The 19,050-nt window shown below is 45.0% G+C and carries 15 protein-coding genes; 1 reads left to right on the top strand and 14 read right to left on the bottom strand.

The annotated features are described in order from the left end of the window. From DN53_RS10515 to DN53_RS10465, 11 genes are all read right to left on the bottom strand, one after another. On the bottom strand, positions 1-632 hold a 632-nt coding region (locus tag DN53_RS10515), incomplete at its 3' end, for a 3-keto-disaccharide hydrolase (RefSeq protein ID WP_129654249.1). 57 nt (positions 633-689) lie between these two features. Further along, positions 690-2,303: a PQQ-dependent sugar dehydrogenase gene (locus tag DN53_RS10510; protein ID WP_207211110.1), complete on the bottom strand. Its 1,614-nt coding sequence runs from the start codon at positions 2,301-2,303 to the stop codon at positions 690-692. A gap of 6 nt (positions 2,304-2,309) precedes the next feature. Then, positions 2,310-3,308, bottom strand: coding sequence for a Gfo/Idh/MocA family protein (locus DN53_RS10505; protein WP_129654231.1), 999 nt, complete (start codon positions 3,306-3,308; stop codon positions 2,310-2,312). 23 nt (positions 3,309-3,331) lie between these two features. Then, positions 3,332-4,399 (bottom strand): dihydrodipicolinate synthase family protein, encoded by a 1,068-nt coding sequence (locus tag DN53_RS10500; RefSeq protein ID WP_129654230.1) that lies wholly within the window; start codon positions 4,397-4,399, stop codon positions 3,332-3,334. 74 nt (positions 4,400-4,473) lie between these two features. Next, entirely contained in the window at positions 4,474-5,511 is a 1,038-nt protein-coding gene (locus tag DN53_RS10495) for an NAD-dependent epimerase/dehydratase family protein (RefSeq protein ID WP_207211109.1), read from the bottom strand. Next, positions 5,508-6,632, bottom strand: coding sequence for a M20 family metallopeptidase (locus DN53_RS10490; RefSeq protein WP_165357372.1), 1,125 nt, complete (start codon positions 6,630-6,632; stop codon positions 5,508-5,510). Before DN53_RS10490 ends, DN53_RS10495 begins: the two co-directional genes overlap by 4 nt. 4 nt (positions 6,633-6,636) lie before the next feature. Continuing rightward, a complete protein-coding gene (locus DN53_RS10485) occupies positions 6,637-8,202 on the bottom strand; it encodes an SLC5 family protein (protein WP_129654228.1) in 1,566 nt (521 codons plus the stop codon). Beyond that, the gene (locus tag DN53_RS10480; protein WP_129654227.1) at positions 8,199-9,572 is read right to left on the bottom strand and encodes a hypothetical protein; all 1,374 of its coding nucleotides are present in this window, start codon (positions 9,570-9,572) and stop codon (positions 8,199-8,201) included. The genes DN53_RS10485 and DN53_RS10480 overlap by 4 nt, the downstream gene beginning before the upstream one ends. A 17-nt stretch (positions 9,573-9,589) precedes the next feature. Then, entirely contained in the window at positions 9,590-10,366 is a 777-nt protein-coding gene (locus tag DN53_RS10475; RefSeq protein ID WP_207211108.1) for an SDR family NAD(P)-dependent oxidoreductase, read from the bottom strand. Positions 10,367-10,382: 16 nt separating this feature from the next. Further along, positions 10,383-11,561: a galactonate dehydratase gene (gene dgoD / locus DN53_RS10470; protein WP_129654225.1), complete on the bottom strand. Its 1,179-nt coding sequence runs from the start codon at positions 11,559-11,561 to the stop codon at positions 10,383-10,385. Between the two features lie 8 nt (positions 11,562-11,569). After that, positions 11,570-12,889, bottom strand: a complete 1,320-nt coding sequence (locus DN53_RS10465) for an aspartate aminotransferase family protein (RefSeq protein ID WP_129654224.1) — start codon at positions 12,887-12,889, stop codon at positions 11,570-11,572. Positions 12,890-13,031: 142 nt separating this feature from the next. On the opposite strand from DN53_RS10465, the gene DN53_RS10460 reads away from it, so the two are divergent. After that, positions 13,032-13,847: an SMP-30/gluconolactonase/LRE family protein gene (locus tag DN53_RS10460; protein ID WP_129654223.1), complete on the top strand. Its 816-nt coding sequence runs from the start codon at positions 13,032-13,034 to the stop codon at positions 13,845-13,847. Positions 13,848-13,886: 39 nt separating this feature from the next. On the opposite strand, the gene DN53_RS10455 is transcribed toward DN53_RS10460, so the two are convergent. From DN53_RS10455 to DN53_RS10445, 3 genes are all read right to left on the bottom strand, one after another. Continuing rightward, entirely contained in the window at positions 13,887-14,522 is a 636-nt protein-coding gene (locus tag DN53_RS10455) for a GntR family transcriptional regulator (protein WP_129654222.1), read from the bottom strand. Between the two features lie 105 nt (positions 14,523-14,627). After that, complete coding sequence (locus tag DN53_RS10450; RefSeq protein WP_129654221.1) at positions 14,628-17,366, bottom strand: hypothetical protein; 2,739 nt, start codon at positions 17,364-17,366, stop codon at positions 14,628-14,630. A 69-nt stretch (positions 17,367-17,435) separates the two neighbouring features. After that, the gene (locus DN53_RS10445) at positions 17,436-19,049 is read right to left on the bottom strand and encodes a RagB/SusD family nutrient uptake outer membrane protein (protein ID WP_129654220.1); all 1,614 of its coding nucleotides are present in this window, start codon (positions 19,047-19,049) and stop codon (positions 17,436-17,438) included. Position 19,050 lies beyond the last annotated feature (1 nt).

The following is a 19,050-nucleotide window of genomic DNA, read 5'->3' as shown; positions in this document are numbered from 1 at the left end:
CAGTGCTCCACTTTTTCGGGGGTGAAGACGATCTTGGAGCTGTTCCATTCCCCAACGGGGTGCAGGGTCTTATCGGCCTTCGGGGGGTGCATGGCATAGTCGGCCCCGGTCTGTTGCAAGGGTTTGAGCTCTTCAGGTTTATCGGTATAGCCCAGACTGGTATTGTAGGCCGTCAGGTCATGGATGCGGGCATAGTTCTCGTCATCGATGAGCTGATATTCGGGCGATACCACTGGAGGCCCGTCATAGCCTTCCTTGACATGGTAGAAAATACCGCTGTTGCCCCCTTCGGGGAGCTTCCATTCCATGTAGAGCTCAAAATTCTCGAACTCCTCGGCGCCGTAGATGATGTCCTTTCCGCCCTTGTAGTCCTGCTCCATGCCCAGTTCGGTGTCGAAGGTCAGGGTGCTGTCCTTTATGATCCAGCCGGGGGGAAGGGTCTCCATGTTGTAGCCGCGCCAGCCCTCGGTGCTGGTGCCGTCAAAGAGATAGATCCATTCGGACTCTTCTGGCTCTGGCGTTTGTGCTGTTTGTTCTTCTTGGGATTTTGATTGGTTTTTGCATGAGATGAACAATGCAACCATCAATGGCAATGTCAATGCGTATAATGGTTTTCTTGAATTTAGCTTCATTTACTTATTGAATTATGATTATACAAATGTTCGGGTTTCCATTAGTACCCATTCTTTTTATTCTTTAATGAAAGTTGATCTTACTTCTACAACCTTGTCCACAGAGATGGGGTTGTTTTGTCCGCCAAATTCAGCTTTAATAAAAGTCAAGATCTTTGCAATCTCTTCATCGGACAAGAAAACAAATGACGGCATCATTTCTCCGTACTTGTCCTTTGTTTCGTTTGCTGTACGGGCCGAACCCTGAAGCACCAACTGAATCAATTCATCATTCTTACCGTTCACAATGCTGGAGCCCATGAGGGATGGAAAAGAATCCTCCACTCCCCTTCCGTCTGTCTTATGGCAGGAGGCACAATACATTTCATAGCTTTTCTTTCCTTCCGTTTCCATATCACCTATTTCAGTTACTTGCTGTTCATCCTTCCTATCGGCAATATATTTGAGCAATTCGGCATTAGTCTTTTTCCCTACCATGGAGATACGAATGATCCTATCATCTGTTTTCTTTGGAAAACCTTCTTTGGGGTTCCAATCCTGATTACTGGTTGAGATATAAATATCCCCCTGGGGTGATGTGCAGATATCCCTTAACCGCCCCAAACCATTGTCAAAAAAAAGAGTTTCAGATAGAATTGAGTCTCCGGTTTTGTTAAGACCCATTACACGAAAATCACTTTCCTTCAAAGTAACGAGCAGTAATGAATTATTCCATTCTGGGATGGATTTCGAGTCATAATAATCGATTCCCGCTGGAGCAATGGTAGGGGTCCATGCCTTTAAAGGTTCCACCACGGCAGAATCCTTACAGAATGATGGATTTCCTGTTCCATCGTTGCAATACCCAGTTACATTGGGCCAACCATAATTTCGCCCCTTAAGCATGAGATTGACCTCGTCATCCGTAGCATCTCCATGTTCGGAGGTGTATAGCTGTCCGTTTGCTCCATAGGCCAAACCTTGAACGTTTCGTTGCCCCCATGACCAAATAGGACTATTGGGCAATGGATTATCAGCAGGAATTGAGCCATCCAAATTCAAACGCAATATTTTGCCATTGAGGGATCGTAGGTTTTGGGCATTGTCAACATCAGGACCAATATCGCCAGTGGCCCACATCAGTTTATCATCGGGAGAAATGGTCAGTCTTGATCCATTGTGTGCGGTATGCCCAGGAATTTCCAGGACAGTCTCAGGATTCATCAAAGTGTCATTGGCGTACTTGTATTTCATCAATTTGGAGGTAATCACTCCTCCTTGTTCATGGGTGTAATCCAAAAAGACATAGGGTTGCTCACTGAACTTGGGGTGTATTGCCATTCCCAATAAGCCTGTGGTCCTCTTCCGAAAGACGTTCCCTATTTCCAAAAGAACCTGTATCTCCCCTGTTTTTGGATCCAACCGGCTTACACGCCCTCCTTGTTCGGTAAACCAAATATTATCATCAGGACCCCATGTGATTTCCCATGGAACATCCAAATTCTCGGCGACTGTACTTCTACCTACGATGGTAGAGTCCAGTACCACCCATTCATCAATGGGCTTGCCCATGGAATCGTGTGCAAAATCGATAGTATCTTTCTGCTTTCTATCCGTATTGCAACCCACAATGAGCAGCCCCCATAAGAGGATTCCAATGTGTTTTTGATATTCTTTCTTCACTGCCTCCATCTGTTTTTAATGCACACTATCCAAAGTAATTTGTATTCCACCCTGCCTTTTACTGTCATGGGCGGCCTGCATAAATTCATAGATTTCCAAGGTCTCCCGCAGGGGTACTGGTGGTATCCTAGTTTCAAAAAACTCAATGATCTTTATCAGCAATGGACGGTATCCGGTATACTCTCCCACCAAGGCATTTCCATTTTCGCCAAAGGCGATTCCTCCAAAACCAATAGTATCCCTTCTCACACCCCTGAACGTACCCAGTCTTCCTCCTTCCCAAACACCGGTGACCACTTCAACACCATCCGTAGAAATACAACTCACACACTCACATCCGGTTCCCATGAGTGTATACAACAATTCCACGCCATGGATCCCATACCAAAACAGATCGGGGTGTGTGGGCTCCAAATATGCCGGTCCGTATGTGCTAGCTCCCATGATCTTTCCAACTATCTTTCCTTCTCCAATAGCCATTGCCTTATCTGTGTAGCGCAAAGAAGATGAGGAGAATACGGGCACTTTATGCTTTTCCGATGCTTCCACAATTTTCCGGACATCAGCAATGGAAGCCGCAAAGGGCTTGTCCATGAACACTGGTTTACCCGATTCAATAATTTTCATGGCCTGCTCCAAGCGCAGGTTTCCATCGTGAGTTTCCAGCAGTATCACATCCACCTGATCCAATACTTCATCAATACTCCTGGCAATCGTGACCCCCATGGATGCCATTTCCTTGGTATATTTTGGAATACGTTCACGTCCGGACTCAATAGTGTTGCTCCCCCACGGATACGCAGCTACAACTTTATACTCCTTGAAATCAGGACTTGGGACATCTGCATTGAGCAACTTGGTAAAAGCAATACTGTGGGACGTATCCAAGCCAATTATCCCCACTCGTTTGCCCTTATCCATCAACTTAAGCGCCGGTGATGCCATAACATCGGTCAAACCAATACCCAGACCTGCCAAGAGAGTTGTGCCTACAAAATGTCTCCTCGTTCCCATATTCTGCTATATTTGGATTGATTTTATGAAAGCCATCTTTCCAGATTTTCCTTTACAAAAGCATCATCATTCAAATGTGGATAAGCGGCATATATCCTATCGATTTCTTCCAATTGTCCTACTGAAAGCACTTCTTTTTCATTCAATGTCCAAGTGCCCTCCAATAGCCCTTGTCTTCTCAAAACTTCATGGATTCCCGGAATGCACCCATGAAAGGCATTGGCAGCATCAAAAAATGCTGCATTGCTATCCGTAATCTCAATGGCCGTGGTAAGCGTTCCTTTTACATCTTTGTCAAACTCCCCTTTATGTACTTGGTCCAGTAGCTCTACGGCGGATTTTGTCCAAACTGCCCAATGGCCCAATAATCCGCCAACGATGCGCTTTCTAATGGTTTTTTCTTTGACCCTTATTTGAAATTCCGATAATAAATCGACCAGAATGTTATCATCATTCCCGGTGTACAGTGCTATTTCATCTGCCCTTCCAGATTCCACTACCCCACGTACCACATCCAACGTCTGGTAACGGTTAAAAGGCGCCATTTTTATGGCGATGACATTGGGGATACTTGCAAAGCCCTTCCAAAAATCCACATCCAATGGTCTCCCTCCAACGGCCGGCTGAAGGTAAAAACCAATTAATGGAATTACTTCGGCCACGGCTTGGCAGTGCTCCAATAGTTCCTGGTTCGATGCTCCCTTGAACGCGGCAACACTGATCAATGCTGCATGATAACCCAAATCCACTGCGGTTTGGGCCTCCGCTTTGGCTTGATCTGTTTTTCCAATAATACCCGCTATCCTAATGATTGGCCTGTCATTCACTTTGGAGAATCTATCAAATTCTTCCCGGGCAATATCCAATACCGTGCTATACAAGTTGTGCTCGGGCAATCGGATTTCAAATTGGGTGGAATGTACTCCCACGGCCACACCCCCGGCCCCGGCATCCAAGTAATATCGCATCAGGGCCCTTTGGCGGGTTTCATCCAATTTTCGTTCCTTGTTCAGCGCCAATGGCAATGCAGGGATCACCATTCCTTTTTGAAATTGGTTTAGAATATGATTGGGTATCTCGGTATAGTCCATTATAATTCTTTAAGGTTTTTCAATCTATTTCTGCCCAAACATGTTCAGCGGTAAGGGCATATCTTCTACAGTCATCAATACTTTCCATCCCTCACCTCAAAATGGGTGGGCTTATCCAGAATCCTTCTTTCTTCCTTCATCCAATTTGCCGTCCATTGTATCACCTTTGTTATGGATGTTTTTGGTTTTCCAAAAAGTTCAAAGGATTTAGTGGCATTGTTCAACAGTGCGGTATCGGATTCCTTCCCTGTAAACTCTGGTTGAATCCCAAAATACTTACCAAACTCCTCCGCAACGGCTCGAACGGACAGGGTTTCTTCCCCTGTAACATTGATAATGTTCGAAGGAACAGAGGCATGCTGCAACGAACGCAGCACCATATTGTTGGCATCTCCCTGCCATATAGCATTAAAATACCCCATTTCCAAGTCCACCGGCTCACCGTTCCTAACCTTGGTAGCGATGTCCACCAATACCCCATAGCGCGGTTCCACCGCATAGTTCAATCGGATCAACGCAACGGGAGTGTTGTTTTTCCAACTCCCATACTCGAACATTCTTTCGCGACCCAGACACGATTGGGCATATTCACCTACTGCTATTGCCCCATCGGTCTCCTTTGATCCACCGGAGCTTATAGCAACCATGGGGTATACACATCCTGTTGAATATGCAACAATCCTAGCGTCTTTGAACCGTTGGGCGACCATTCCTGGTAAGAGTGCATTCATTGCCCAGGTCAGGGAAAGGTTGGATTCGGAACCAAACTTCATCCCGGCCAAAAAGAATATATTCTTCGCATTGGGCAGACTATTCAAAAAGTCCTCATCGAGCAGGTCACCTTTTATGGTTTCTATCCCCAATGATTCAATATAGGCTTGCTCATCAGGATTGCTGAAGCGTGATACGCCGATGATCCTCTTGCGGACCCCGGCTATTTCACAGGCCCGTTTGGCCATATGGGCCAAGGATGGACCAATTTTTCCCCCGATGCCCAAAAAAATGATGTCCCCTTCCAACTCCCTGAATAGTTCCACGGTAGGTATGTCTGGTTGAGACAGTTGCACCTCCAAGGTTGATTCGTCCAACATACTATCTTGATCCGTCTTCATGGTTTCTCGTTTTTAAGAATAATTTTTTTATATAGGTCCACTGCCTGTTCCAGTTTTGACACATGGCAGTATTCATCAATTTTGTGGGCCATTTCTGGTTCTCCGGGCCCAAGGATTATGGTAGGGGCATTGCCATATGCTCCTTGCAATACCGAACCATCGGTGAGATAGGGCATTGTCTTTGGAGTGTTTCTTTGTTCTCTTTGGATTCCACAAGCATCATAAACCTCGTGGATAAATGGATCATTGATGTCATTTGAAACTGCCGGAAGGTTTACCAACACCTCAACATCGATTTCACTTCCCACCTCCTTTTTTATTTTCTCCAGTACCGCGTCATTCGAAATGCTTGAAGTGATTCTGGCATCGATAGTAAACCCTGCATGGTCTGGAACAGAATTGATGTTCAATCCGCCCGAAACTTTGCCCACATTTATGGTAGAGTAGCCCAACAAGGGGTCTTTTTGCTCCCCAAAATCAAATTGTTCCATTTTTACAATGGCCTTGGCCACTTTGTATATGGCATTATCGCCCAGCTGGGGCATGGATGAATGGGCCGTTACTCCGAAAGCTTTAAGGTTTAGGTATAGTGCTCCTTTATGACCAATGGCCGGCACATTCGAAGTTGGTTCCCCAACAATGATTCCGCGGGCCTTACCTAATCCTGTATAGATTTTTACCAGGTCCATTGCTCCTTGGCATCCCAATTCCTCCGCTGCAGTGAGTACCAAACGCACACCCCCTGCCGGAGTCCCTTCCTCAAAGGCTTGGATTGCCGCTATGGTCATGGCGGCCACCGCACCTTTCATGTCCGTAGTGCCTCGTCCGTAGATCTTATCGTCCTTGATTTCTCCAGCAAAAGGATCAACGCTCCATTCTTGATTACCCAAAGGCACCGTATCAAAGTGTCCTGTGAACACCACAGGAAGGTTTTCCCGATCAAGACCACGTTCGGCAATCACATGAAGTCGGTCTGAGCCAAAGGGAACATATTCCACCCTGAAACCATTTTGCGCCAATAACTCTCCTATCATCATGGCCAATGGCGCCTCATTCCCAGGTGGGTTAATCGTATTTTGGGCCACAAGTGCCCTTGTCAATCCAATTACATCGTTCTTCATTTCATTAAAAATATCGTACATAGAAAAACAGGACTACGATCGTTATGAATAGCCACCAGTAAAATGGGTTTCTAATTCCTTTGTACAAATGCCTTTCGGATTCTGGCAACTTTAAGCTTTCCTTGTTCCATATCAATCCTTTCAATTCCACATCCGGTTTTGGTTTTGTAAGCAAGCTCACTACAAAACACACCAACATACACGTCCAGAACACTATTCCGGTACGGTTAAAGAATGGCATATCCGGCAAAAGAAACTCTATCAACAAAGACAGGGGGATCGTGATAATCCCAGCCGCCAAGGCTCCCGAAGTGGTGGTTCTTTTCCAAAAAACACCCATAATGAACATGGTGGCAATTCCTGGGGTGAATAACCCGTAAAGATTCATTAAGTAGAGAAACACTGGCTTATCCGAATAGCTGATGAGAAGGACCGAACTCATGATACCCAACATGATGATCACTATTCCAGACCTTTTCCCAAATCGAATTGCCTGACTATCGGAAGCTTTTTTATTGAAATATTCCAGATATATGTCAACCGTGAGAATAGTGGTACACGAGTTTATTGCTCCTGAGATATGTGACATGATTGCCGATATCAACCCGGCCATGACCAAACCGATCAATCCTTTTGGAAGCAGTTGTTCCACCAAGGTGGCAAACAATAGGTCCGGTTTGTCCAAATCTGGAAGAAACAAAGGGGCAACAAGGGCAGGTACCGTAATGATCAAAGGCACCAAAAACTTAAGGTAGTTCCCAAAAATAACCCCCATCCTACCGTGCCATTCATTTTTGGCAGCCAAAATACGTTGTACGATAAACTGATTGGTAGCGCAATAAAACACGCTGATACACAACAATCCACCCAGATACATGGTCCATGGAAAATCCGGGTCATCCGCAGGATAGATCATTTTCCAGTCCTTGGTAGAGTCAATTACCGTCTGAATTCCCCCTGCTTCGTTTATGGTGGCAAAAGTAAGTACCACCCCACCCACAACAAGGACCACCAATTGTACCATCTCTGTCCAAACCACAGCCCTTAATCCTCCAATGATGGTATATACCCCGGTCAATGTAGCCAACGCAAGAATGCTATAAATAATGGGGATATCAAACAATGCATAAAGCGATAGCGCCCCTAAAAAGAGAACCGCTCCAATTTCCACAAAAATGTAGGTGAAGAGAATCAATATGGCATAGACTGCCCTGGTAAGACTTCCGTACCGTACTTGCAAATACTCGGGAATGGTATAGAATCCGTTACGGAGGTAGTAGGGTAAAAACACCCACAACAGCGCATTGAACCCAATAAGGATTGCCGCCCATTCCAATGTTATTGCCACAAAACCCCTGCTGTATGCGACCCCCATTGCACCTACCAAGTGATGACTGCTAATATTGGCCGCAATAATGCTCCCCCCAATCATCCACCAAGGTAGCTTATCCCCTGCAAGAAAATATCCTTTTTTGGTCTTGGAGTTGAATCGGGAAGCATAAAGTCCTAAGACCAGTATTCCTAAAATATAGATGATAAATATGGATATATCAATGGTTTCCAGCTTCATGAATTCAAGGTTTGGATGGCTTTAATGGTTTGGTCTATGACTTTCTCAAGACTGCCTTTTGCATAGGGGGTCTGCCATACGGCATAGATATCCTTACCATACAAATCTGATGGGGGAAGGTAGCCGACATAACCATTGGCTATATTGATAAATGAAATATTGTAATTTGGGAACGTAGAGCGCAATTGTTGCTGTATCACCGAGTATGCCTCATTGGCCTGTGCAACTATAATGGAATCACCCAATTGCCATATCCAAACCGGAATCCTGTCCGTTTTTTTGTCTCCGATGGCCTTTCGGGTATTGATCTTTCTCCAAAGTCGGTCTTTTAATACCCGGTCTCCGCATTTATCATAGTCCAGCATCAACGTTTCAACTGATGGAAGGGATTTGTATTCAACCTCAATATAAAGAATCTGGGCGCCCATTCCATAGTTGGGTGATTTTTCCTGTGGCCTCCATAAAGCCAGTGGTGCTCCGGAAATCAAAGCTTCTTTAAATACCAAACCCATATTGTTCGGTGGAATGGACTCCAATGTGGCCACTGTGGCATATCCCAATCTGCGGCCATGGCTTTCCACTATGGCAGGGTCAGCCACATATTGTTCCTTGGGAGCCAAATCTCCCGATGCGCCTTGCAAAAACAAACAAGGACATCCCGTATTTTCTTCCACAATCTCCCGCATGGCCCCAACAAAGTCGGGGGAGAGCATTTTATTTTCATGGGCAAAGGTCGTTGGATGACAGGCATAGTTCACCAAGGTGGCCAAATGTGCCCCATCTTTATTCCTTACTGCACCTACCAGCAGGGTATTGTCTGCCTTTTCATCCGGATTATACCCAATGAGGTACTCCCCATCAACATAAAGATCCCTTTGGGTCGCCAAATCGCAAAGTCCATATCCCCAAGTTAGGGTTCCCTCTTGCATTTTATCACTTCCCTCTTGGTACAGTCGAACGGCAGTTTCTGCCAAAAACCTGAGGTAGGGTGCAATCTCTTCGCCTCCCGGTTTATCCTTATCCGCCGAACAAATACTGGGACCTGCATGGGTATGCGACAAACAAAAAAGCACTTGTTCTTTCTTAAGACCTGTCTTTTCAAAAATGTAATTTCTAAGGTTTAGCTCATCCGTACTGTTCTTCCACCAGCCAAGGTCCGCAGTAAACCAAGCCAAAATATCATCATTGGTAGATTTGATCAGCAGACATTGCATCATCAGAGGCATGTGAACGGCTTCTGCCCTATCATGTTTTGCAGCACCCCAGTTTCGGGCGTATATGGACAATGGGGGCGTTATATCCGCGGTAACCACTGAAAAGTGGCCCGAAAATGCATTGTTTGGGTTTATTTGGTTGTTATTCGAGGTCATGGTCAAGGTTTAATTCTTCATTTGGTCCTTATCAGTGAGAGACCTCCATCCATCAGTAAAGTGCTTCCTGTGGTATGTCTATTGGATGGAAGGCATAACCAAGAAACTTGTTTTGCCACCTCATCCGCTTCAATAAGCTTGCGTACGGGCACTCGGGCACTGGCCTCTTGAGCCAAGGATGGGTCTTGTTCCCAGACCGCTTTGCTAAGCCCTGCATTTACATAACCAGGCGCAATTTCGTTGACCCGTATTCCGTTTTCAGCGTACGTCAAGGCCATGGTCTTGCACAGCATTCTCAAAGCCGCTTTGGACACCGTATAAGCTGGAATATTGATATGGGCCGCATGGGCTGCCCAGCTTCCCAAGAAAACAATGTTTCCTTCAATTTCATGCTTAACGAAGGATTTACATGCCGCATTGGCCATAAAAAAGGCTCCGTTCAGATTTACTTGAATCTCTTTTTCCCATTCCTGGTCCGTGATTTCTTGTAAATTTTTCAACGTAACTTTTGCCGCATTCACAATAGCTATATCCATTTGCCCCCACGCTTCCTCAACCTTCAGTATCCACTCGTTCACTGCGCTTCCATTGGAAACATCAGCTTGGTCATAGCGATAAGTTATCCCTAAATCATCCATTGCACCAAGCTTATGACTTGCAGTTTCCTCATCCACGATATCCGATATTGCAATCCTTGCACCTTGTTTTCCAAACTCCAAGGCAACGGCTTGCCCTATGTCTCCCAATCCGCCGGATACCAACACCACCTTATCCTTAAAACTATTGCTTTCCATATTCAAATTCTTATCTCTACCAGTCCCCTACACTTCCATCTCTATAAAAAGTACGTTGTAGGACTTCTTGTTGAAAAGGATGGTTCTTGATTTCCTCTTCATTGATTTCTATACCCAAGCCGGGTCGTGTATTCGGAAGAACTATTCGACCTTCCTTCTTTACCTCAAAGCCTTCAGAAACCACATCTTCCCGCCATTCCACATCATTATGCACACTTTCGCAGATGATATAGGATGGGGTTGCAAATCCCAACTCCAACGATGCCGCGGTACTAACAGGGCCTTGGGGATTGTGTGGAGCCATGGATACTTTATAGGCCTCCGCCAATGCTCCGATACGCCTGGCTTCCGAAAGTCCCCCACAATGGGTAATATCGGGTTGGACCACACTTACCGCCCTTTTCTCCAGCATTTCCCGAAAAGCGTGCACTCCCACCAGTCGTTCCCCAGAAGCAATCGGGGTTGCAACCGAACGCTGGATCAGCGCTATGTCTTCCATGGTTTCCGGCCAACAGGGTTCCTCAAAAAAGAACAGCCCATATGGTTCAAGGGCCTTGGCAAACATAAGTCCCATACGTGGCGTGGGGCGTGCATGGCAATCCACCATAATGTCAATATCATCCCCAACCGCCTCGCGCATGGCCTGCACACATGCCTCTGCAGATTTTATGGGTTTCAGTCCTTCCAAGGACATGGTCTCTGGAACCGCCATTGATTTAAAGGCAGTGAATCCTTCCTCCACCGCCTGCTGGGCAAGCTCACCAAAACGTTTGGCATTTCCGGGTGCGGTTTCATAGAAATCTTCCATTTTACCTCCACCAAGGTGACAGTAGAGGCGCACGTAATCGCGTACTCGACCACCCCAAAGTTCATGACAGGGCACGTTATGGATTTTCCCCAAGATATCCCAAAGGGCAATATCAATACCACTGATGGCGGTTCCCCTTACGATTCCGTTTCCATGCCAAAAATGTTGTCTGTACATCATTTGCCAAAGGTGCTCTATACGCCTTGGGTCCTCCCCAACCAACAGTTGGGAAATATCCTCAATGGCCCCGACAACACCCTTGGTGTGCCACTCCAAGGTTGCTTCGCCCCAACCCCATAGTCCCGGTTGGTCCGTGACCACTTTCACAAAGATCCAATTCCTCATCCGTGCGTTGCACACATGAGTTTCAATAGCTGTAATTTTCATTCCAATTCTTATAGTTGATCAACCACTTTTTTTGTCTTATCCAAAGTCTCTTCGATATCCACTTCTGAATGCGCAAAAGATATGCTGCTCTGCTTGATTGCAACAGGAAAATTAAATATACCGTTTTCAATCAGTTTTTTCCGGTAATTAACATCATACTGAAAGTCATGATGGTGCAGTATATCATGAAAATCCACAGGCTCGTGATCCATGAAATAGGTACAAAGGGCAGAGCCTTGGCGAGCTACATAATGTTCAATCCCCTTTGAGCTAAAAATATCGTTCAGTCCATTTTCCATCATTTGCCCCAAGGCATCCACATGCTCATAGACCCCATGCTCCGGATCGGCCAGTTTCTTCAAGGTGGAGATAGCGGCCGCAGTGGTAAGCGGAAATGCATTGTAGGTACCAGCAATCAACACCCTTTCCCTTTTTTCTGGATGGACAAAATAGTCCATATATTTTTTCTTGCCGGCAATTACCCCTAGTGGATATCCATTGGCTACGGCCTTACCAAAGGTAGAAAGGTCCGGTTGAACGCCGCAAATGGATTGATATCCGCCCAAAGCATGTCTAAATCCAGTTTTTACCTCATCAAAAACCAACAAAAACCCATTCTCATCCGCCAAGTTGCGCAAACCTTCCAAATATCCAGGTTTGGGTTTTACAATCCCTATATTCTGAAGGATCGGTTCCAAAATGACACAGGCCACTTTGTACCGTTTTATAACATAGGAAATGGAATCCAAGTCATTGTAGTTGACCACATGCACAAGGGAACTATGCAAATCTGGAATACCCGAGGACAAAGAGTCAAAGGGATATTCACCTGGAGAAACGCGCTCCCCAATATCCTTCAAAGCACTGATAACGTTGCAAGCAACATCGTTATGCCAGCCGTTATACCCACCTTGCATCACAATGACATGGTCCCGCTTGGTCACGGCCCTGGCTATCCGTATAGCATGATAGGTAGCCTCAGAACCCGTAGTGGTAATTTGCACACTGTCTGCATAAGGAACACTGTTACAGAATAGCTCGGCAAACTCTCCTTCCAATGTGGTAGGACCAGCCCCCATTAAAATGGAGTTGTCTTTCAAGGTATCATCCACCGCTTGATTGACATCGGGATCGTTATGACCCAAAAAGGAAGCCGCAAATCCAGCTTGGAAATCTATATATTCCTTACCATCCATATCCAGGACCCTGCTCCCTCTTCCACTCTTAAAACAAATATTGGGATCGGCCTTTCTATTCAAGGATACAACCCCGCCAGGTATCCATTTTTCATTTTCCAACAAAACTCTATTAGATTGCGGTCTGACCATTTTCTTAGTTATAATTAGGTTAGTGATTAAATTCTGTGAAACAATATTGATATATTAGAATATTGACTACTAAATATTATATTTACTGAATACTAAATTAAACAATTTTTGTATACAATTATAAAATACACGGATTAATTTTATGAAACAGTTTTCCCATATCGCCATTTTACTTCAAGACCTTCACTTTCCAGAAGGACCAGCGTTTCACCAAAATGGTTCTTTATGGTTTGTTGAACAGCATATTGGATGCCTGAGTGCGTATTACAACGGCACCTTAATCCGTCATGATGTAGGTGGACGACCCAATGGAATTGCCATAGATACCAAGGGGTTACTATGGTTTTGCGATTCCATTAAAAATGAAATCAGAACCTATGACCCCGAAACAAGAAAGGCAGAAACCATCCTTTCAACCATAGATGGTGTACCTCTAAATTTGCCCAACGACCTGGCCTTTGATGCCCAAGGAAATCTTTTATTCACCTGTTCCGGGGAAGAACTCGATAAGGGAGATGGGTATTTCTGTGCATGGAATCCAACTCAAGGCCTTGTAAAAATAGAGTCCATTACATTCTACCCCAACGGACTTGCCTTCAACAGGGACCATTCCCTGCTGTACATTGCTGAAACTGGTACACATACTATATGGAAAGGGGAATGGGACCCTAGATCATTCTCTTGGAACAATCCTGAAGTGTTTACCCAAACCGGTGGCCCCATAGGACCAGACGGAATTGCTTTTGATGAAAAAGGGCGATTATATGTTGCTGTTTTCGGTTCTTCCACGGTACACATCTACACCAAGGAGGGGGTATTGCACGAGAAAATAGAACTACCTGGATTGAATCCCACAAATTGTGCGTTTGACCCTGCTGGAAAACTGGGTCTTATCATCACAGAAACAGAAAAGGGGCAGTTGCTAAGCTACAACTCCCCCTTTAAAGGTATTTTATAAATTTATCTCTCAACCCATCATCCGCTACAATTCAAACATTTAAAACTCTATGGATTCTCTTTCTCCGCGATCCAAATGCTCAATCAGTGTATCGACAGATTCCTTGATTTTTCCTTTTTTCAGGTATTCCACAATCTTTCGATGCTCCATTTCGGTTTGTTTGTAGTCATCCATGTGACTCATGGCATTGCCCAGCTTTAGATGAAACAAAGGAATATTACTGTTATTGTAAATATGCAACAAGCGCTCGTTTCCCGTAGACTCGATTATCTTTTCATGGAAGCGAACATCCGCTTCGCAAGCCCCTCCATAGTATCCTTTTTCTACCATGGATGAAAAATCATCACAGATCAACTCCAACTCCTTAATGACCTCTTGGTCTTTTTTGTTGAACAATATTTTTAGGGCTCCAACTTCTATCAACTCCCTTAGTTCCCGGATTTCCTTGATATCTTCTGTGGTAATCTGCTTTACAAAACAGCCTCCCTTTTCGCCAAACTCCACCAAATGCTCACCGGCCAACCTCATAAAGGCTTCCCTGATAGCCACACGGCTTACGTTCAACTTCTTGGCCCAAGCACTCTCCACCAACCTAACACCTCCCACAAGCTGATTGGACAAAATTTTCTTCCGTATTTCAACATACGTTTTATATGACAACGAATCTTCCTTCATTTTGCATACATTTTAGTTCTAAAAATAGAAATATGAATCCATATTTCACTATGATGTTTTAATTAATCCTTTTTGAGATGTGATTCTATGACCCAAATCCTTAGATCAGTTTGTATCCAAAACAGATTCGGATGCTTGGTATGAACGTCCTGGTTTCACTATAAACTTACCACCTTTACTGGTAAAGCTCAAGGTGTTCCTCCCCTCATCCACAATACAATTAAAATTTATATCGCCCTTCTCTCCATACACATTCCAAAATCCTTCTTGAACACCAGCGAACACAACTTCCTTTTCCCCTTGACCATAAGGAACATCCACCGCAATGGACTCCTCTATCAATTCCTTTCCTTTGGAAATGTAAACAATTTTATCGGCCAAACGGACAAGGTAATAGTAATCATATTCCTCAAAATCAACTTTCAAGGGATTTTCTTCCCCATCCACCATCTGAAAAATGGTTAAAAACCTATCTCTTTTGCGCTCTTCCTTTGGTGCATATATGATTCGATAGCCGTTTGCCTCGGGCCAATTGGAATTGACTTCATACTTTGTTCCGAAAACATGGGTCGATTCTTTTCCTCCAAGCACCTGTAAATCCCTGTCTTCTTGTTTTGGCAATACCATATTCACATAAGTCTTACCTACTTTTCCTTCCAATTCACTGTTCAAGACAAGCTGACCTTGCTCTTCTTTTGGGGCATTCAATGTATTGATCTGCCAGTACTTTTTAAAGGTCGAATCCTGCACCTGCATTTCGTCCGTCAGTATAATTGCCGCCGGCACATCTTGTCTTTCGAGATTCAAAAATAAAAACCCACGGGAGTATGCTTCCATCTTGGAAGAGTACGCTGCGGTCAAATCTATATTATAATAACTGTACGATGGGTTATTGGCATTTTTCTCCGTTGCCGACGACCGAACAAAGCCCACATTGAACCAAGGGTCGGTCTGTGTTTCGGTTGGAGTTGTGGGGAACCTTTGACTGAAGCGCGTGCCCCCATCATTTGTCTTGGTCCGGAACAACAATTCCTCATTGGGATCCACGGCCAACATCATGCTATGTGAAATGGACCGCTTGTTGAAGTTGAAATCATAGGGCGAGCCATAGGACAAATACAGACCAAGATCGCCAACTTGGATCCCTCGGTAATAGATCTGCAGTGCCCCTGCATCAGCATGTTGGTGATTGCCAAAATGGTAGCCACCTCCTTTAATTTCAGCCACAACATCATTACTGTTGCGTTCCTGATTCCATCCGGTGCGAGCCACCATTGACCCCAATACGGGTCCAAAATCCTTGGTGAGTGGTAGCTGCTCCAATCCGTATTCCGGTTCTAAACTGGGATCGTTGAGCAACAAAAACAGTACAGGATTGTTGGGCAAGGCGCCCTGTTTATAGAACTCTCCCTTGACCAATGGGTTTCCGGAAAAGGCATAGCACAGAAGCATGGTCTGCGGGTTTTTCCAATAGAATTCCCCACTATTGGCGTATTTGACACTGAACATGTCCCCGTCCCTCAGCATATTACCATCTGGGGTTCGCATATACAGCCAATAATCCGTCATGTTCTTGATGTTGTCATCAAAAACGGAATAGCCCAGCATTCGATAATACAACCATACTGCATGCATTTCCCAGCCAAAGCGATATCCACCATAGTCTATCCCCTGATTGTGACGCGGGGATTGATACTCAAACTTACGCATGGGCACCAATTGCTCTAAAACCGTATATGAAATATACTTGTAGGGTTCAGGGTCCTCATCGTATACCGCCAAACTCCACGAGAGCATATCACGGCAGATCTGGGCTTCGTTCCCGTGTCCGTTGATAATACTTTCCAAACCATGGAAAGGGGGCCATCCAATTTCCATATCGAGGACCAACCTTTTGAATTCTTTTCGCAATGTAGCTTTGGTCTGTGTATCAATAAGTGGATAGCACCAGTCATAGACCAAGGCCCCAACATAAAGGGACCTACCTATTTCCCTGGTGATATCCCCGTAGGTGACATTTCCAAACTCCAGAACAGAAAGATAGTTTGTAACCAACTCCACAGCTTCTTGGCCCACTGCATTATCCTGCGTCATCAGGTAATAAAACGCCTTTTGCTCAATGACCTGCTCCAAATGCTCATCATAGAATATTTCCTTTTCCAAATCAAAGTCGAAAGAGTAGGGTTCCAACGCTCTGTCCTTGACTTTTTCCCAAGCTTCCTTGTTTTCGGCAGAGGTCAAACGCCCCTTTACCATGGAAAGGTTTTCCCTATTCACCCACAGTCTGGGATGTTCCCCAATGGGTTGCACTTTCGGAACATACGCTTTCGCCTCTGGAGGGGCAACGGGTGCTTCATAAGGTTTCAGGGTAATGGTAGACAGGTTTAAGTTATTGGGAAGCCATATTTTCAGCTTTTGTTCTCCTTCAATCAATGCAAATTTTCCCAACTCCTGCCTACCTGCCTTGTACCGATCAAAAACAATACGCTTGGTACGTCTTGAATTCCCTAACTGAAAATACGCATAGGTGGTCAACAATCCGGTGGTATCTTCCTTTTCCAACAATCCCCTATCCATGGGATAGGCCTCGGATTCCAGAACATACAGCCCTTGTCCCGGGGCCTTTATTTCAACTTCAACATCAGGTCGAGCTCTATGATCTGCCCCTTCAAGGTCTTCTTTAAGATGCACCCCATACTTCTTCCCTTCCACCGTTCCAATCTTGGCGGTTTTCCTATTGATTTTCCCTTTATGCAGAGATAGGACAGAAGAGTTGCTCTCCTGCCCTACCATTTGTAATGCCCACAATACAAAAGGAACTATTAAAATATACCTCTTTAGCATTTTGTGATTTGAATAGTACAAATAAAATTTATCAAGCTGTAGGTCTTTCCTACAATGGGATTTTTTTCCCTACCAGCCTGGATTTTGCGTCAAAGCCGGATTCACATCAATTTCCGTTTGCGGAATTGGCCATAAATAATAATGGTCCGGGAATCCCCTCTGTCTGATATTTACTCCGGTAAACTCGGTCATCCATACCCCGTCCACAACGTCTTTGGCAATACCCCATCTTCGGATATCCGAATACCGTTGCCCTTCACCACATAGTTCCACCATACGTTCGTTACGGATTCTCTCCCTCATCTGGTCTCCATTCAATCCGTCTGGCAAATCTGGCATCCCTGCGCGCTCGCGAACCTCATTTACAGCGTCATAAACACTCTGAGCAGCCGGGCTCACCTCATTTTGAGCTTCGGCATACATCAAAATAACATCTGCCAATCTAATGAGTGGGAAGTTTTGAGGCATATTGTTCTGCAAGGTGTACACAGAGCCAGTCTCCACAAATTTTCTCCAAGCATAGCTTCCTCCCGTCCAGATGGGCACATACGCCAATGGGTCCGATGTATCCACTGGGAACCTGTAAAGGTATTCCACTTCACCTCCACCCACAAAGGTAGACCATGGCACCACAATGGCCTGTTGCATACGGGGATCCCTGTTCTCAAAAAGAGCTCTTACCGAATCCTCATCTTCCCAGTCTGCAGGATCGTTGGGGTCAAATGTATCCCCACCTGCATCCGTGAAGTTGGCAAAATCGAAGGGGGTACCATCAATCATTTCATAAGCATTGACCAATTTAGGGGTTGGCCTTGTACGCTGAGAACCTGATGTTGCTCCCCTCGCATTGCCATAATTCCTGTCCGTGGCCAAACCATATCCTTGTTCGGCAATATACTGCACATCAAAAATAACCTCCTCGTTATTGTTGCCCGCCACGCGGAACAAACTATGAAAATCATCTACCAAGTCCCTGTCGCTATTGTCCATTAAATATTTAAAATCCGCTGCCGCCTTTTCATACTCTTTGGCCCAAAGGTGCGCCTTGCCACGCATGGCCAATGCCGCCCATTTGGTTGCACGGCCTTTGTTGGTCTGCTCGTAGCTTTCCGGCAAAAGATTGAAGGCCTCGGTCATGTCTTCCACGATAAAGTTATATACTTCCTCTTCCGTGTTTCTAGGTTTATAGGACTCATCAACGTTCATTGCGGTATCATAAAGTGGCACTGCTCCAAAGAAATCCCACAGTTTGAAATAATAATACCCCCTGAAAAACCTTGCCTCTCCCAAAGATCGGTTCTTAACAGCTTCGCCCATCTCAATATCGGGCACATTTTCCAAAATGGTATTGGCCCGGTATATTCCCTTAAAGAATATTCCCCAAGAGTTGGAGTAAAATGAGGCGTTGGACGGAAAATTTCCAGTGGTCAAACCTGTGGCCCATGACTGGTAGGAAATATCGGTAAAATCATCCATCATACCATACACCACAATACTGTTGGTAAATTCCCGATTGGCGTCATAAAGTGCATTAACCCCCATTACGGCATCTTGTTCCGATTTCCAAAAGCCTCCTTCGGACAGGCCTACCAAGGAGTCCCTATCCAGAAAATCATCGCTACATGAAACTACTGTGAAAATGGAAAGTAGCGCGAGCAATATCCTATTTATATTTTTAATCATG

Source organism: Flagellimonas olearia (genome assembly GCF_004150225.1).
GTDB classification, from domain to species: domain Bacteria; phylum Bacteroidota; class Bacteroidia; order Flavobacteriales; family Flavobacteriaceae; genus Flagellimonas; species Flagellimonas olearia.
The sequence above is the reverse complement of the archived record's forward strand: the minus strand, read 5'-3'. Positions and strand labels throughout refer to the sequence as shown.

What these genes read in the sequence shown, in the direction of transcription:
- DN53_RS10510 (WP_207211110.1), bottom strand. Translation starts at nt 2,303, where the DNA reads ATGGAGGCAGTGAAGAAAGAATATCAAAAACACATTGGAATCCTCTTA.
- DN53_RS10505 (WP_129654231.1), bottom strand. Translation starts at nt 3,308, where the DNA reads ATGGGAACGAGGAGACATTTTGTAGGCACAACTCTCTTGGCAGGTCTG.
- DN53_RS10500 (WP_129654230.1), bottom strand. Translation starts at nt 4,399, where the DNA reads ATGGACTATACCGAGATACCCAATCATATTCTAAACCAATTTCAAAAA.
- DN53_RS10495 (WP_207211109.1), bottom strand. Translation starts at nt 5,511, where the DNA reads ATGAAGACGGATCAAGATAGTATGTTGGACGAATCAACCTTGGAGGTG.
- DN53_RS10490 (WP_165357372.1), bottom strand. Translation starts at nt 6,632, where the DNA reads ATGAAGAACGATGTAATTGGATTGACAAGGGCACTTGTGGCCCAAAAT.
- DN53_RS10485 (WP_129654228.1), bottom strand. Translation starts at nt 8,202, where the DNA reads ATGAAGCTGGAAACCATTGATATATCCATATTTATCATCTATATTTTA.
- DN53_RS10480 (WP_129654227.1), bottom strand. Translation starts at nt 9,572, where the DNA reads ATGACCTCGAATAACAACCAAATAAACCCAAACAATGCATTTTCGGGC.
- DN53_RS10475 (WP_207211108.1), bottom strand. Translation starts at nt 10,366, where the DNA reads ATGGAAAGCAATAGTTTTAAGGATAAGGTGGTGTTGGTATCCGGCGGA.
- dgoD (WP_129654225.1), bottom strand. Translation starts at nt 11,561, where the DNA reads ATGAAAATTACAGCTATTGAAACTCATGTGTGCAACGCACGGATGAGG.
- DN53_RS10465 (WP_129654224.1), bottom strand. Translation starts at nt 12,889, where the DNA reads ATGGTCAGACCGCAATCTAATAGAGTTTTGTTGGAAAATGAAAAATGG.
- DN53_RS10460 (WP_129654223.1), top strand. Translation starts at nt 13,032, where the DNA reads ATGAAACAGTTTTCCCATATCGCCATTTTACTTCAAGACCTTCACTTT.
- DN53_RS10455 (WP_129654222.1), bottom strand. Translation starts at nt 14,522, where the DNA reads ATGAAGGAAGATTCGTTGTCATATAAAACGTATGTTGAAATACGGAAG.
- DN53_RS10450 (WP_129654221.1), bottom strand. Translation starts at nt 17,366, where the DNA reads ATGCTAAAGAGGTATATTTTAATAGTTCCTTTTGTATTGTGGGCATTA.
- DN53_RS10445 (WP_129654220.1), bottom strand. Translation starts at nt 19,049, where the DNA reads ATGATTAAAAATATAAATAGGATATTGCTCGCGCTACTTTCCATTTTC.